Raw genomic sequence first — 14,293 nt, 5'->3', positions numbered from 1 at the left:
CGGCTCAGGTCGATCCCCGGGTAGAGCGGGAATCCGTCCAGCAGGTCCGCCGCGCGCTGCGCGATCTCGTCGGAGACCTTCGCGTCCAGTACGTGCTGAGCCTTGGACGGCTTGCCCGCCGAGGTGACACCCGCCGTGGTGGCCGTGAGCACCCGGTCGATCAGCCCGGCGATCTCCTCCATCTCGCCCGCGCCGAGGCCGCGCGTGGTCAGCGCCGGTGTGCCGATGCGGATGCCGGAGGTGTACCAGGCGCCGTTCGGGTCCTGGGGGATGGAGTTGCGGTTGGTGACGATGCCCGAGTCCAGGAGCGCGGCTTCGGCCTGCCGCCCGGTCAGGCCGTAGGAGGACTCGACGTCGATCAGGACGAGGTGGTTGTCCGTGCCGCCGGTCACCAGCGTGGCACCGCGGCGCAGCAGGCCCTCGGCCAGGGCCCGGGAGTTGTCGACGATGCGCTGGGCGTAGTCGTGGAAGTCAGGACGGCGGGCCTCCGCCAGGGCCACCGCCTTGGCGGCCATGACGTGCGGCAGCGGGCCGCCGAGCACCATGGGGCAGCCGCGGTCGACCTGCTCGGCGAGCGAGGAGTCGCACAGCACCATGCCGCCGCGCGGGCCGCGCAGCGACTTGTGCGTGGTGGTGGTGACGATCTGCGCGTGCGGCACGGGGTCGAAGTCACCGGTGAGGACCTTGCCGGCGACCAGGCCGGCGAAGTGCGCCATGTCGACCATCAGTGTGGCGCCGACCTCGTCGGCGATCTCCCGCATGATCCGGAAGTTCACCAGCCGCGGGTAGGCCGAATAGCCCGCCACGATGATCAGCGGCCGGAACTCGCGGGCGGTCTTGCGCAGGGCCTCGTAGTCCAGCAGACCCGTGGCGGGGTCGGTGCCGTAGCTGCGCTGGTCGAACATCTTGCCGGAGATGTTGGGCCGGAAGCCGTGGGTGAGGTGGCCGCCCGCGTCCAGGGACATCCCGAGCATCCGCTGGTCGCCGAGCTCGTGGCGCAGCCGCGCCCAGTCCTCCTCGGTGAGGTCGTTGACCTGCCGTACCCCGGCCCGCTCCAGCGCGGGCGCCTCGACCCGGGCGGCGAGCACCGCCCAGAAGGCGACGAGGTTGGCGTCGATGCCGGAGTGCGGCTGCACATAGGCGTGCTGGGCGCCGAAGACCTCGCGCGCGTGCTCGGCGGCGAGCGCCTCGACGGTGTCGACGTTGCGGCAGCCCGCGTAGAAGCGGCGGCCGACGGTGCCCTCGGCGTACTTGTCGCTGAACCAGTTGCCCATGGCCAGCAGCACGGCCGGGGACGCGTAGTTCTCACTCGCGATGAGCTTGAGCGAGGCGCGCTGGTCCTCGATCTCCTGGCCGATGGCATCGGCCACGCGCGGCTCTACACCCCTGATCACCTCAAGGGCACTGCGGAAAGCGGTGGACTGGCTGGAACCACTCGGCATGTCAGACCTCCTGCTGCACGGCACGGCATACGGGACGGCCCAGGCGCACGGCACACAGTTCACGGGCCGCTCCCCGATGGTCAACCCCATCCCAGCGCGCCAGTCACGGCCCGCCGCCAGCCTAGCAACGACCGTCATGACACCGCCCGGCGCGAGGTTTCTTCGCATCCCGGACGAGCGACGATAGAAAGAGCCCCACCGGGCTCTTCGCGCCATACCTCCCGACGTACCACGAACGGAGCACTCACGTGTCGACTGCTGCCGAGCACATCGCCGCCGCCGAGGCGCACAGCGCCCACAACTACCATCCCCTCCCGGTCGTCGTCGCCTCCGCCGAAGGCGCCTGGGTGACGGACGTCGAGGGCCGCCGCTACCTCGACATGCTCGCCGGCTACTCGGCACTGAACTTCGGGCACCGCAACCCCCGTCTCATCGAGGCTGCCAAGGCCCAGCTAGACCGGGTGACCCTCACGTCCCGGGCGTTCCACCACGACCGCTTCGCGCGCTTCTGCACGGAGCTCGCCGAGCTGTGCGGCATGGAGATGGTGCTGCCGATGAACACCGGCGCCGAAGCCGTCGAGACGGCGGTGAAGACGGCCCGGAAGTGGGGTTACCAGGTCAAGGGCGTGCCGGACGGCCAGGCGCGGATCATCGTCGCCGCGGACAACTTCCACGGGCGGACGACCACCATCGTCAGCTTCTCCACCGACCCCGAGGCCCGGGCGGACTTCGGCCCGTACACCCCCGGCTTCGACGTCGTCCCGTACGGCGACCTGGCCGCGCTGGAGGCGGCCCTGGACGAGCGCACGGTGGCCGTGCTGATGGAGCCCGTCCAGGGCGAGGCGGGCGTCCTCGTGCCGCCGGCCGGGTACTGGGCGGGCGTGCGCCGGCTCACCGAGGAGCGCGGGATCCTCTTCATCGCCGACGAGATCCAGTCGGGCCTGGGCCGGACGGGCCGGACCTTCGCGTCGGAGCACGAGGGCGTCGTCCCGGACATGTACGTGCTCGGCAAGGCACTCGGCGGGGGCGTCGTCCCGGTCTCGGCCGTCGCGTCCTCGTCGGAGGTGCTCGGGGTCTACCGCCCCGGTGAGCACGGCTCCACCTTCGGCGGCAACCCGCTGGCCTGCGCGGTGGCGCTGGAGGTCCTCGCGATGCTGCGCACCGGCGAGTACCAGCAGCGGGCTGCCGAACTCGGCGACCACCTGCACAACGAGCTGGCGCTGCTGGCCGGCACCGGGGCCGTCACCCAGGTCCGCGGCCGCGGCCTGTGGGCGGGCGTGGACATCGCCCCGGATCACGGCACGGGCCGGCAGATCTCCGAACGGCTGCTGGAGCGGGGCGTCCTGGTCAAGGACACCCACGGCTCCACGATCCGGCTGGCGCCGCCGCTGGTGGTCTCCAAGGAGGACCTGGACTGGGGTCTGGACCAGCTGCGGGCCGTGCTGTCGGCCTGACCGCGGTCCCGGGTGCGCCCGGCGGTCAGACGCCGTCGGCGCGCACCGCCGGGGACATCCGCGTCGTCACGCCGATGCGGTTCCAGGCGTTGATGGTGACGCACATGGCGACCAGCCGGGCCAGTTCGTCGGCGTCGAAGACCCGCGCGGCCTCGTCGTAGACCTCGTCCGGGACGCCGCGCTCGCCGAGCCGGGTCACCGCCTCCGCCAGCGCCAGCGCGGCACGCTCGCGCACGGTGTAGAAGGGCGTCTCCCACCACACGGTGAGCCCGTTCAGTTTCTGCTCGGTCAGCCCGATCGCGCGGGCATCGGCAAGGTGCTGGTCCACGCAGTAGGCGCAGCCGTTGAGCTGCGAGGCGCGGGCCTTGACCAACTCCCTGATCACCGGTTCGAGACCGGCGGACGCCGCCGCGTCCAGGGCGAACATCGCCTTGAAGAAGTCAGGGGCAGCCTTGCCGAGCAGCATGCGCGGCTCGTGGGCGGGCACCAGGTCGTCCGGGCCGAGGTCGGATGAGGCGCCGGCGGAATTCGTGATCATCGTCATGTGACCCAACCTAGCGACGGGGTGGCCCCGACTCGTGGTCCACTTGCGGGGTGAACGAGTGGGCCATTTCAGGAGTCGACCTCCACCTCGACCTCCACCCCGACCCCGCCCGCCGCGCCGGTGCGCGCGCCGGGCTGGAGCACGCGCTGCGCGAGGCCGTGCGCGACGGCAGGCTGGCCCCCGGCACCCGGCTGCCGTCCTCCCGGGCACTCGCCAGGGATCTGGGCGTCGCCCGCAACACCGTCGCCGACGCCTACGGGCAGCTGGTGGCAGAGGGCTGGCTGACGGCTCGCCAGGGCTCCGGCACCCGGGTCGCCCACGGCTGGTGCCCGGCCGGAGCGGCCACCGGCGAAAGGCCGTCCACCGCCCCGACGCCGTCCCCCGGCCCGTCGCCGCTCACCGACCCGTCCCCCGGCGACGCCGTGCCCGTCGGCGGCGACCCGAAACCCACGGCCGGACCGCCCTGGCACCGGGAGCAGGTCCCGTACGACCTGCGGCCCGGTTCGCCCGACCTCGGCTCGTTCCCCCGCGCCGAGTGGTCCGCCGCCGCGCGCCGCGCCCTGGCGGCGGCGCCCAACGAAGCCCTCGGCTACACCGACCCCCGCGGGCGGCCCGAACTGCGCGAGGCCCTCGCGGCCTATCTGGGCCGGGTGCGCGGGGTCCGCACCACCCCGGAACTCGTCGTGGTGTGCACGGGCTACGTCCAGGCTGCCGGGCTGCTCGGCCGCGCCCTTCGCGGCCGCGGGGCCCGCCGTGTCGCCGTCGAGGCGCTCGGCTACCCGCACACGCTGCGCGTCCTGCGGACGGCCGGGCTCACCACCGTCCCCCTGCCCGTCGACGACGAGGGGGCGCAGGTCGTCGCGCTCGGCACGGGCGTCGACGCCGCCCTGCTCACACCGGCGCACCAGTTCCCGTACGGAGCCCCGCTCTCCCCGGAGCGACGCGCGGCCACCGTGGCCTGGGCCCGCGACACCGGCGGCGTGATCATCGAGGACGACTACGACGGGGAGTTCCGCTACGACCGGCAGCCGGTCGGCGCGCTGCAGGGCCTCGCACCCGAGCACGTCGTCTACGCCGGAACGGCCAGCAAGAGCCTCGCCCCCGGGCTTCGGCTGGCCTGGCTCGCCCTGCCGCCCTCCCTGGCGGAGCCCGTGCTCGCGGAGAAGGTCGTCGCCGACCACCAGTCCCCCGTCCTCGACCAGCTCACCCTCGCCGAGCTGATCGTCTCCGGCGGCTACGACCGCCATGTGCGCCGGATGCGACTGCACTACCGGCGCCGCCGCGATCGCCTCGTCACCACGCTCGCCGCCCGCGCCCCCGCCGTGCAGGTGTCGGGCATCGCCGCCGGACTCCACGCCGTACTGCGGCTGCCACCCGGCGCCTCGGCCGGCGCGCTGGTCGCACGGGCCCGGCGACAGGGCCTCGCGCTGCAGAGCCTCGCCGACTTCGGGGCCGTGCAGGACGACGCGATCGTCGTCGGCTACGGCGCCCCACCCGAGCATGCCTTCGCCGGCTGCCTGGACATGCTGTGCGCGCTGCTCGCCGCGCACACGGCCTGAGGAGCACACGGAGCGGCCCTCCGCCGCGCCCTTGCGGGGCGCGGCGGAGGGCCGGCTCGGGGGTTCGGCGTCCCGGGCTCAGATAAGGCCGAGGCCGCGGACGGCCTCGCGCTCCTCCTCGAGCTCCTTCACCGACGCGTCGATGCGGGCGCGGGAGAACTCATTGATCTCCAGACCCTGGACGATCTCGAACCTGCCGTCCTTCGCGGTCACCGGGAAGGAGGAGATGAGGCCCTCCGGCACGCCGTAGGAGCCGTCGGAGACGACACCGGCGGAGGTCCAGTCACCCTCGGCGGTGCCGTTGGTCCAGGTGAAGACGTGGTCGATCGCGGCGTTGGCGGCCGACGCGGCGGAGGAGGCGCCACGGGCCTCGATGATCGCGGCACCGCGCTTGGCGACCGTCGGGATGAACTCCTCGGCCAGCCACTTCTCGTCGCCCACGACCTCGGCGGCGTTCTTGCCGGCGACCTCGGCGTGGAAGATGTCCGGGTACTGGGTGGCGGAGTGGTTGCCCCAGATGGTGAGGCGGCGGATCTCGCTCACCGGCACGCCGGTCTTCTTCGACAGCTGCGACACGGCGCGGTTGTGGTCCAGACGGGTCATCGCGGTGAAGCGGTCGGCCGGGACGTCCGGGGCCGAGGACTGCGCGATGAGCGCGTTGGTGTTCGCCGGGTTGCCGACGACGAGGACGCGGATGTCGTCCGCGGCATGGTCGTTGATGGCCTTGCCCTGCGGGCCGAAGATGCCGCCGTTGGCCTCCAGCAGGTCGCCGCGCTCCATGCCCGCGGTGCGCGGACGGGCGCCGACGAGCAGGCCCACGTTGGCGCCGTCGAAGGCGACGTTCGGGTCGTCGGTGATGTCGATGCCCTTGAGCAGCGGGAACGCGCAGTCGTCCAGTTCCATCGCGGTGCCCTCGGCGGCCTTCAGGGCCGGGGTGATCTCCAGCAGCCGCAGCTTCACCGGGACCTCGGGGCCGAGCAGGTGGCCGGAGGCGATACGGAAGAGCAGCGCGTAGCCGATCTGCCCGGCCGCTCCGGTGACGGTGACGTTGACGGGAGTGCGAGTCATTGCCTTCTCCTGGCCTTCTCCTGCTGGATCCCTTGCCGCCCCGGCGGCGTCCCATGCCCCGGAACGGGGATCTCTCGGCGTCAAGAGACCCACGCCAGGCTATACCCGCACCGTCGCGGCCGAAGCCACCCTTGGTGTGGCCCCGGTCACCGCCCTGCGCCGGCACCCGTCCGGGCCGACCCGGCGGCGCGGCCGGTGGTCTTCTCCGGCGCACCCTCCCGTGCGGGCGGCAGCGCCCTCCGCCCGGCACGCCCGAGAACTCCGGCCGGCCCGCTCCGCGAGCGCGCCGTCATGGTGTTCGCGGTCCTGCAGTGGGTCGGCCGGCCTCGCGGCCCGGCATGACGGCCGCCCCCCGGTCGCGGGGCCCGAGGGAGCCGCCGAAGCGACCCAAGCCGCACCGTCCCCACGATCCGGCCGCCTCAACCGAGGCAGATGCCCACGATGATCAGGCGGAGGCAGTGCCCCTTGCCCGGGCTGCGGCTCGGGGACGCGGAGGGCGCCGGCGTCGGCGCCCTCGTCGGCGCCACCGGGACGCTCGTCGCGGGGCGGCGGCGGCGCCTGAAGGGTGGCGGGTGCGGCTCCACCGGGTGCCGTGGCCGGCGCCCCGCCCGTGGCCGGCGCCCCGCCGGGTTCCGCCGTGTGCGGGGCGCTTCCAAGGGCGGGGGGCGGACCCTCGGCGCCGGGCACTCGCGTCGTCGGCCTGCCGGCGTCCGGGGACACGGCGTTCGCCGTACGGGAGGCCGCCGCGTCCGTCGCCCCGGCCGGGAAAGCCGGCCGGGAGCGGGATGTCGCGGCGGAGCCGGCCGGGCCGGCTGCGGCCGCGGCGGCGGAGGCGGCGGCGGAGGGCGCCGGCCCGACCGGCGCAGTGGCGGCCGGGCGGGCGGACAGCGGTGTCCCGGCGCGCCCCCGCCCGTCCGTGGCCACCTCGGCCGCCACGAGCAGCGCGAACACCGTGCCGAGCGCCAGTCCGACCGCGACCGCCGGCAGCGTTCTGCGCCGCCGTCTCCGGGCGTGCCGGGGCCCCGGGACGGAGGCGAGCGGGGCGAGCGCGTCGGCGTGCGCGAAGCCCTTTCCTGCGTCGGCGGCCGGATCGGCTGCCGTATCCGCGACCGCCTTCGCGGCCGCCCGGTCGGCCAGCTCCCACAGGGCGATGAGCCGGTCGTCGTCGGCACCGCTGAGCTGCCCCAGCACCTCGACCGCGTCACGCGGCGGAATCCGCGTGCCGTCGAAGTAGCGCTCCCACGCGCCGATGCCGCTCGCCGTGCGCGCGGCCAGCGCGGGAACGCTGAGCCCGCTGCGGTCCTTCGCCCGGCGCAGCTGCACGGCAAGGCGGCGTGCCGCGTCGTCCAGCGTCTCGGGCAATGGCTCCCAGCGCGCCACCACGCACCCCCCGGCTCCGTCGGTCAACCCACCGTAGCGACGTGCACACGAATGGTGCGGAGCTTTCGGGAATCCTTCGCGCGCGGTGACGCGACAGCGCTACCGTCCTCCGCAACGAGAGACGCGAAGGAGAACGGAGATCCGGTCCGCGGAGCCCGCCCGGCCGCCGACCGCCCGCGTCAGCAGGACATGCGCTTGCGCAGGTTCTCGTCCACGGCGGCCAGGAACTGCTCGGTCGTCAGCCACGGCTGCTCCGGGCTGATCAGCACCGCCAGGTCCTGGGTCAGCTGGCCGGACTCGACGACCTCCAGGCAGGCGTTCTCCAGCGTCCCGGCGAAGCGGGCGAGTTCGGGTGTGTCGTCCAGCCGGGCGCGGTGGGCAAGGCCGCGGCTCCATGCGAAGACCGTCGCGATGGGGTTGGTCGAGGTGGGCCTGCCCGCCTGGTGGCTGCGGTAGTGGCGGGTGACGGTGCCGTGCGCCGCCTCGCACAGCACGGTCCTGCCGTCGGCGGTCATGAGGACCGAGGTCATCAGCCCTGCCGAACCGACTCCCCGAGTGAGGACGCCGGAGAGGATGTCGCCGTCGTAGTTCTTGCACGCCCAGACGCAGCCGCCGGCCCCCTTGAGGACCGAGGCGGCCATGTCGTCGACCTGGCGGTGCTCGTGGCCCAGGCCCGCGGCCGCGAACTCGCGCCGGAACTCGGTGTCGAAGACCTCCTGGAAGAGGTCCTTGAAGCGGCCGTCGTACTTCCTGAGCACCGTGTTCTTCGTGGCCAGGCGGACGGGCAGCCCGCGCGCCAGCCCGTAGCGGAAGGCGGCGCGCGCGAAGTCGCGGATCGACTCGTCGAGGTTCACCATCCCGAGCGCCACACCGGGGCCCGGGAAGTGGTGCACCTCGAGATCGACCGGGTCGGAGCCGTCGGCCGGGGTGAAGCTCAAGGCGAGGGCGCCGGCGCCGGGGATCCGCAGCTCGGTGGCCCGGTACTGGTCGCCGAAGGCGTGCCGGGCGATCACCACGGGGCGGCTCCCGCCGGGCACGGCCCGCGGGACGTTCCGCGGGACGACGGGCTCCCGGAAGATCCCGCCGCCGAGGCGGTCGCGGATCGTGGCGTTCGGGGAGCGGTACATCCCCCTGAGGCCGAACTCCGCGACCCGTGCCTCGTCGGGCGTGACGGTGGCGCACTTGACGCCGACGCCGTGCCGCGCCACCGCTTCCGCCGCCTCGGCCGTCACCCGGTCGTGCGTGGCGTCCCGGTGCTCGATGCCCAGGTCGAAGCGGACCAGTTCGACGTCGACATGCGGCAGGACCAGCTCGTCCCTGACGAACCGCCAGATGATCCGCGCCATCTCGTCGCCGTCGAGCTCGACGACCGCGTTCCTTGCCTTGATCTTGGTCATGGGAGCCGCTCTCCCTCTCACGCCGTGACGTGTGCCCGAAGTGCACGTCCTACGTCAGGGCACTCGCCACACAGCGTAACCGGATCACCGCACGGAGAAGCGGACGACGTCCTCCAGGAAGGGGATCTCCAGCACGGGGTGCGGCTGCGCCATCAGGGCCAGCAGGACGATCAGCACGCCCAGCACACCGTAGGTGATCACGTCCGTGAAGCGGCTGCGGACGGCCAGCATGCCGACCGAGGGCAGCAGCCAGCGCATCAGCGCGCCCAGGATCAGCGCCGAGCCGACCAGCACCAGGCCGGCCCGCGTGACGTCCGCCGCCACCGTCACCAGGCCGAGCAGCACCGCGCCGGAGACCACGAGGATCGGCCACTGCCGGGCCGGGGCCGGGGCGCCCGCGCCCATGGCCCGGCCGCCGCCCTCGGGGCGCGCGGTGCCACGGGTCAGCACCTGGAAGCGGCGGCCGCGGCCGGCCTTGCCGGCCTCCTGCGCCGCCGCTTCCGTACGGGGGCCCGTTTCGGTCATGCGTACCGGCCCTCCGCGGCCTCCACGACGTTCGCCAGCAGCATGGCGCGGGTCATCGGGCCGACGCCGCCGGGGTTCGGCGAGATCCAGCCGGCCACCTCCGCCACGCCCGGGTGCACGTCGCCGACGATCTTGCCGTTCTCGTCACGGCTGACGCCGACGTCCAGCACGGCGGCGCCCGACCGTACGTCCTCCGGCTTCACCAGGTGCGGCACACCCGCGGCGGCCACGATGATGTCGGCCTGGCGCAGCTGGGCGGACAGGTCGCGGGTACCGGTGTGGCAGAGGGTGACGGTGGCGTTCTCCGACTTGCGGGTCAGCAGCAGCCCGATCGAGCGGCCGACGGTGACACCGCGGCCGACCACCGCGACGTGCGCGCCGTTGATCTCGACGCCGTGGCGCCGCAGCAGCTCGACGATGCCGTTGGGGGTGCAGGGCAGCGGGCCGCGCTCGCCCAGCACCAGCCGCCCGAGGTTGGTCGGGTGCAGTCCGTCGGCGTCCTTGGCCGGGTCCATCAGCTCCAGGACGCGGTTGGTGTCGATCCCCTTGGGCAGGGGCAGCTGGACGATGTAGCCGGTGCAGGACGGGTTCTCGTTCAGTTCGCGGACGACCGCCTCGATCTCCTCCTGGGTGGCGGTCTCCGGCAGCTCGCGCTGGATGGAGGCGATGCCGACCTCCGCGCAGTCGCGGTGCTTGCCCGCGACGTACCAGCGGCTGCCCGGGTCGTCGCCGACCAGCAGCGTGCCCAGCCCCGGGGTGACACCCCGCTCCTTGAGCGCCTGCACGCGGGTCGACAGTTCGGACTTGATCGCGGCCGCAGTGGCCTTGCCATCGAGAATCTGGGCGGTCATACACCCATCTTCTCAGGTCCGCACACCAACGCTGGACAGCGGTTGACGCCGCCCAGGACGATGTGGCCGTCCCCCGTCTCCATCCGCTCGAAAAAAGAGGCCACCGTGAGCTACCCACCCGGGCCCGGCAATCCGTACGACCAGCAACCCCCGCAGCAGCCGCAGCAGCCGCCTTACGCCTACCCGCAGCCCCCGGCCCAGCCCGTTCACGGCTACCCGACGCAGCCCCCGCCGCCCTACGGCACCGTACCGCCGCAGGCCCAGGGCCCGTACGGCTACGGCTACGGGTACGGCCATCCGGCAGGCCCCACCGGCCCTGTCCCGGGCATGCCGCCGTACGCCGGCTGGGGCGCCCGCGTGGGGGCGACGCTGATCGACTTCCTGCTCGCCGGGCTCGTCCCGATGGTCCTCGTCGGCATCGGCTACGGCCAGTTCCTCGCCGCGGTGATCGACGAGGCCGACCGCTGCAGCGCGACCACCGGACCCTGCGACGCCCCCGAGATCCCGGGCAGCGCCCTCGCCCTGATCGGCGTCGGCCTCCTGCTGTCCCTGATCGGCGGCCTGTTCCTGTGCTACCGCGAGGGCACGACCGGCCAGACGCCGGGCAAGAAGGCCCTCGGCATCTCCGTGTTGCGGGAGCTGGACGGCCGTCCGCTGGGCTTCGGCATGGCCTTCGTCCGCCGGCTGTGCCACGGTCTGGACGGCGCCGCCTGCTACATCGGCTACCTGTGGCCGCTGTGGGACGACAAGAAGCAGACCTTCGCCGACAAGATCCTCAACTCGGTCGTCGTCCGCACCCGGTAGGCCGGGCGCGAGGAGCCCCCGTCGCCGGTCCCGTCATCACGAAGGAAGTCACCAGTGAGCCATCCGCCAGGCCCCGGCAACCCGTACGGCCGGCAGCAACCGCAGCGGCCGTACGGATACCCGCAGCAGCCCCCGGCCCCGCCGGGCCACGGCTACCCGGCGCAGTCCCAGCCGCAGTGGCAGCAGCCGTACGGATACCCGCAGCAGCCGCTGCAGGTGCCGTTCCCGGCCTATCCCGGCGGGCCCGCGGTCATGCCGTCGTCGGCGAAGGCGGCCCGGGCGATGCTCTTCGCGCTTGGCGTGATGCAGGTCCTGGCCGGGTTGTCGCTGCTGGTCGCAGCCGTCACCCTGAAGATCGCGGATGGCAGCGACTCGGTGAACATGCTGCCCATCTGGCTGGTCTGCGCTCTGGGAGTCCTCTTCCTGGCGTTCGCCGTCCTGTCGTTCGCCCTGGGCGCCAGGTACCGGACGGGCGGTAGCGGCACCCGTGTCGGCTCCATCCTGATCGGCGCGCTGTTCGCACCGAGCTGTGTCGCCGCCATGCCCACCGGCGCCTTCGTGCTGCTTCTTCCGGTAGTGCTGTGCGTGGTGCTGATCGTCTGCGCGGCGCAGTCCGAGACGGCGGCCTGGTTCAAGCGCCCGCGGTACTGACCTGCCGCAGTCCGTACGCCGAAGGCCCCCGCGCAGCTTGGGGTCAAGGGGCCGTCGCAACGCCACTTGGTCGGTGTTGCGGTTCACCCCAGCCCACGCGCCGCCATGGTCACGTTCCCCACGGCATCCAGCCAAGCTGGGAAACGCTCCCCCAACCCCGCAAGATCATCCCGCTCAACGGCCGCGGTCCTCGCAACTCCCGCAGATCGCGGGTGTTGCGAGGACCGTTGGAACCCAAGCCCCGGCGGGGGCCTTCGGCGTTCCGGCGCTGCGGCCGGTCGGTGTCAGTGGAAGAAGTGCCGCGTCCCGGTCAGGTACATGGTCACGCCGGCCTTGCGGGCCGCCTCTACCACGGCCTCGTCACGCACCGAACCACCAGGCTGCACGACGGCCTTGACGCCCGCGCCCGTGAGCACCTCCAGCCCGTCGGGGAAGGGGAAGAAGGCGTCGGAGGCGGCGTAGGAGCCCGCCGCGCGCTCCTCGCCGGCCCGCTGCACCGCGAGCCTGGCGGAGTCGACGCGGTTGACCTGGCCCATGCCGACGCCGACCGTCGCGCCGTCCTTGGCCAGCAGGATGGCGTTGGACTTCACCGCGCGGCAGGCCCGCCAGGCGAACGCCAGGTCGGCGAGCTCAGCGTCGGTCAGCGGCTCGCCGGTGGCCAGCGTCCAGGTGGCCGGGTCGTCGCCCGCGGCCTGGAGGCGGTCCTTGACCTGCAGCAGCAGCCCGCCCTCGACGGGACGGAACTCCGTCTGCGCGGCGGGCGCCTCGGGACAGCGCAGCACGCGGATGTTCTTCTTGCGGGCGAGGACCTCGACCGCGCCTTCCTCGAAGTCCGGCGCCACGATGACCTCGGTGAAGATCTCGGCGACCTGCTCCGCCATCTCCACGCTCACCGGCCGGTTGACGGCGATGACGCCGCCGAAGGCCGACAGCGGGTCGCAGGCGTGCGCCCTGCGGTGCGCCTGCGCGACGTCGTCGCCCACCGCGATGCCGCACGGGTTGGCGTGCTTGATGATCGCGACGCAGGGCTCGTCGTGGTCGTACGCCGCACGGCGCGCGGCCTCGGTGTCGACGTAGTTGTTGTAGGACATCTCCTTGCCGTGCAGCTGCTCGGCAGCCGCCAGGCCCGTGCTGCCGTCGGTGTAGAGCGCGGCGGCCTGGTGCGGGTTCTCGCCGTAGCGCAGCACGTTCTTGCGCTCGTAGGTGGCGCCCAGGAAGTCCGGGAAGGAGCTGTCGTCGGCGGGGGCGTACGAACTCGCGAACCAGCTCGCCACCGCGACGTCGTAGGCGGCGGTGTGCTGGAACGCCTCGGCCGCCAAGCGCTTGCGGGTGTTGAGGTCGAAGCCGCCCTCACGGACGGCGGCGAGCACGTCCGCATACCGCTCGGGGCTGGTCACCACGGCCACCGACGGGTGGTTCTTGGCGGCGGCGCGGACCATCGAGGGGCCGCCGATGTCGATCTGCTCGACGCACTCGTCCTCCGAGGCGCCGGAGGCGACCGTCTCACGGAACGGGTAGAGGTTGACCACGACCAGGTCGAAGGGCTCGACGCCCAGCTCCTCCAGCTGCCGGCGGTGGTCCTCCAGCCGCAGGTCGGCGAGGATGCCGGCGTGCACCTTCGGGTGCAGGGTCTTGACCCGGCCGTCCAGGCACTCGGGGAACCCGGTCAGCTCCTCGACCTTGGTGACCGGCACCCCGGCGGCGGCGATCCGCCCGGCCGTCGAGCCGGTGGAGACCAGCTGGACGCCCGCCTCGTGCAGGCCGCGGGCAAGCTCCTCCAGACCGGTCTTGTCATAGACGCTGACCAGTGCGCGACGGATCTCCCGCTTGGTACTCACGGCAACAGAACCTTTCGTCCCTCAATGCGATAGCCGTCGCGGGACAACCGCCCCACGACGTCGACGAGCAGCGTGCGCTCGACTTCCTTGATGCGCTCGTGGAGCGCTTCCTCCGTGTCGTCCTGCCGGACCTCGACCGCCCCCTGGGCGATGATCGGGCCGGTGTCGACGCCGTCGTCGACGAAGTGGACGGTGCAGCCGGTGACCTTCACGCCGTAGGCGAGGGCGTCGCGCACCCCGTGGGCGCCCGGGAAGCTGGGCAGCAGCGCCGGGTGGGTGTTGACGAAGCGCCCGCCGAACCGGGCGAGGAACTCCTTGCCCACGATCTTCATGAACCCCGCAGAGACGACCAGGTCGGGCTCGTACGCGGCCACCGCCCCGGTCAGCGCGGCATCCCAGGCGTCGCGGTCGCCGTGGTCGGCCACCCGGCAGACGAACGTCGGCACTCCGGCGCGCTCGGCGCGCTCGAGCCCGGCGATGCCGGACCGGTCGGCGCCCACGGCGACGACGTGCAGACCCGCGTCGAGCAGCGCCTGGAGGTTCGTGCCCGAACCGGAGACGAGCACGACGAGTCGGGCGGGACGGGAAAGGGGCGGAAAGACTGCGGCCACTGCGGGTCATCTCTCGGGGATCCGGCGCTTTGGAGGATCGTACGACTCGAAGATCGCCCGAACTCCGGGGAACTCTACGAGGCCGTCGACCGTCAGCAACGATACCGGCACACCCACCCGCCCCCACGGGACGGGGGAGCACGCGGGCGGTAGCGTCTGGGGTGAAACG

13 protein-coding genes and 1 riboswitch are annotated in these 14,293 nt (G+C 73.1%); of the genes, 4 read left to right on the top strand and 9 right to left on the bottom strand.

The window, feature by feature from the left end:
• On the bottom strand, nt 1–1,442 hold a 1,442-nt coding region (locus AC3ET4_RS17900), incomplete at its 3' end, for a glycine hydroxymethyltransferase (protein ID WP_431950454.1).
• A gap of 30 nt (nt 1,443–1,472) precedes the next feature.
• Nucleotides 1,473–1,559: riboswitch (ZMP/ZTP riboswitch) on the bottom strand.
• A 131-nt stretch (nt 1,560–1,690) separates the two neighbouring features.
• On the opposite strand from AC3ET4_RS17900, the gene rocD reads away from it, so the two are divergent.
• Nucleotides 1,691–2,896, top strand: a complete 1,206-nt coding sequence (rocD, locus tag AC3ET4_RS17895; RefSeq protein ID WP_431950452.1) for an ornithine--oxo-acid transaminase — start codon at nt 1,691–1,693, stop codon at nt 2,894–2,896.
• Between the two features lie 25 nt (nt 2,897–2,921).
• Here rocD and AC3ET4_RS17890 read toward each other — a convergent pair whose 3' ends face one another.
• A complete protein-coding gene (locus tag AC3ET4_RS17890; protein WP_431950462.1) occupies nt 2,922–3,434 on the bottom strand; it encodes a carboxymuconolactone decarboxylase family protein in 513 nt (170 codons plus the stop codon).
• A gap of 56 nt (nt 3,435–3,490) precedes the next feature.
• On the opposite strand from AC3ET4_RS17890, the gene pdxR reads away from it, so the two are divergent.
• Nucleotides 3,491–4,999 (top strand): MocR-like pyridoxine biosynthesis transcription factor PdxR, encoded by a 1,509-nt coding sequence (pdxR, locus tag AC3ET4_RS17885; protein WP_431950450.1) that lies wholly within the window; start codon nt 3,491–3,493, stop codon nt 4,997–4,999.
• Nucleotides 5,000–5,077: 78 nt separating this feature from the next.
• On the opposite strand, the gene AC3ET4_RS17880 is transcribed toward pdxR, so the two are convergent.
• The 5 genes from AC3ET4_RS17880 to AC3ET4_RS17860 all read right to left on the bottom strand — a co-directional run bounded on the left by AC3ET4_RS17880 (nt 5,078) and on the right by AC3ET4_RS17860 (nt 10,220).
• Complete coding sequence (locus AC3ET4_RS17880) at nt 5,078–6,067, bottom strand: malate dehydrogenase (protein WP_431950448.1); 990 nt, start codon at nt 6,065–6,067, stop codon at nt 5,078–5,080.
• 99 nt (nt 6,068–6,166) lie between these two features.
• A complete protein-coding gene (locus tag AC3ET4_RS17875; protein WP_431950460.1) occupies nt 6,167–7,390 on the bottom strand; it encodes a helix-turn-helix domain-containing protein in 1,224 nt (407 codons plus the stop codon).
• 236 nt (nt 7,391–7,626) lie between these two features.
• Complete coding sequence (locus AC3ET4_RS17870) at nt 7,627–8,844, bottom strand: NADP-dependent isocitrate dehydrogenase (protein WP_431950447.1); 1,218 nt, start codon at nt 8,842–8,844, stop codon at nt 7,627–7,629.
• A gap of 84 nt (nt 8,845–8,928) precedes the next feature.
• Entirely contained in the window at nt 8,929–9,369 is a 441-nt protein-coding gene (locus AC3ET4_RS17865) for a DUF3017 domain-containing protein (protein WP_431950445.1), read from the bottom strand.
• Nucleotides 9,366–10,220, bottom strand: a complete 855-nt coding sequence (locus AC3ET4_RS17860) for a bifunctional methylenetetrahydrofolate dehydrogenase/methenyltetrahydrofolate cyclohydrolase (RefSeq protein WP_431950443.1) — start codon at nt 10,218–10,220, stop codon at nt 9,366–9,368. Before AC3ET4_RS17860 ends, AC3ET4_RS17865 begins: the two co-directional genes overlap by 4 nt.
• Before the next feature lie 105 nt (nt 10,221–10,325).
• Between AC3ET4_RS17860 and AC3ET4_RS17855 the strand changes: the two genes are divergently transcribed.
• Both AC3ET4_RS17855 and AC3ET4_RS17850 read left to right on the top strand, forming a co-directional pair.
• Nucleotides 10,326–11,024 carry an RDD family protein gene (locus AC3ET4_RS17855; protein ID WP_431950441.1) on the top strand — a complete coding sequence of 233 codons (699 nt, stop codon included), beginning with the start codon at nt 10,326–10,328 and terminating at the stop codon, nt 11,022–11,024.
• A gap of 54 nt (nt 11,025–11,078) precedes the next feature.
• The gene (locus AC3ET4_RS17850) at nt 11,079–11,675 is read left to right on the top strand and encodes a CD20-like domain-containing protein (protein ID WP_431950439.1); all 597 of its coding nucleotides are present in this window, start codon (nt 11,079–11,081) and stop codon (nt 11,673–11,675) included.
• 284 nt (nt 11,676–11,959) lie between these two features.
• Here AC3ET4_RS17850 and purH read toward each other — a convergent pair whose 3' ends face one another.
• On the bottom strand, nt 11,960–13,513 hold the full coding sequence (gene purH / locus AC3ET4_RS17845) for a bifunctional phosphoribosylaminoimidazolecarboxamide formyltransferase/IMP cyclohydrolase (protein ID WP_431950437.1): 1,554 nt from the start codon (nt 13,511–13,513) through the stop codon (nt 11,960–11,962).
• Entirely contained in the window at nt 13,510–14,124 is a 615-nt protein-coding gene (purN, locus tag AC3ET4_RS17840; RefSeq protein ID WP_431950436.1) for a phosphoribosylglycinamide formyltransferase, read from the bottom strand. The genes purH and purN overlap by 4 nt, the downstream gene beginning before the upstream one ends.
• Nucleotides 14,125–14,293: the final 169 nt, after the last annotated feature.

The sequence above is a fragment of the Actinacidiphila sp. bgisy167 genome, assembly GCF_057707665.1.
Note: the sequence above shows the minus strand (reverse complement) of the source record. Positions and strands in the feature narration are given on the sequence as shown.

Excerpts from the sequence above, each read along its gene's own strand:
- AC3ET4_RS17870 (WP_431950447.1), bottom strand. The coding sequence starts at position 8,844 with ATGACCAAGATCAAGGCAAGGAACGCGGTCGTCGAGCTCGACGGCGAC.
- AC3ET4_RS17880 (WP_431950448.1), bottom strand. The coding sequence starts at position 6,067 with ATGACTCGCACTCCCGTCAACGTCACCGTCACCGGAGCGGCCGGGCAG.
- AC3ET4_RS17890 (WP_431950462.1), bottom strand. The coding sequence starts at position 3,434 with ATGATCACGAATTCCGCCGGCGCCTCATCCGACCTCGGCCCGGACGAC.
- AC3ET4_RS17860 (WP_431950443.1), bottom strand. The coding sequence starts at position 10,220 with ATGACCGCCCAGATTCTCGATGGCAAGGCCACTGCGGCCGCGATCAAG.
- AC3ET4_RS17865 (WP_431950445.1), bottom strand. The coding sequence starts at position 9,369 with ATGACCGAAACGGGCCCCCGTACGGAAGCGGCGGCGCAGGAGGCCGGC.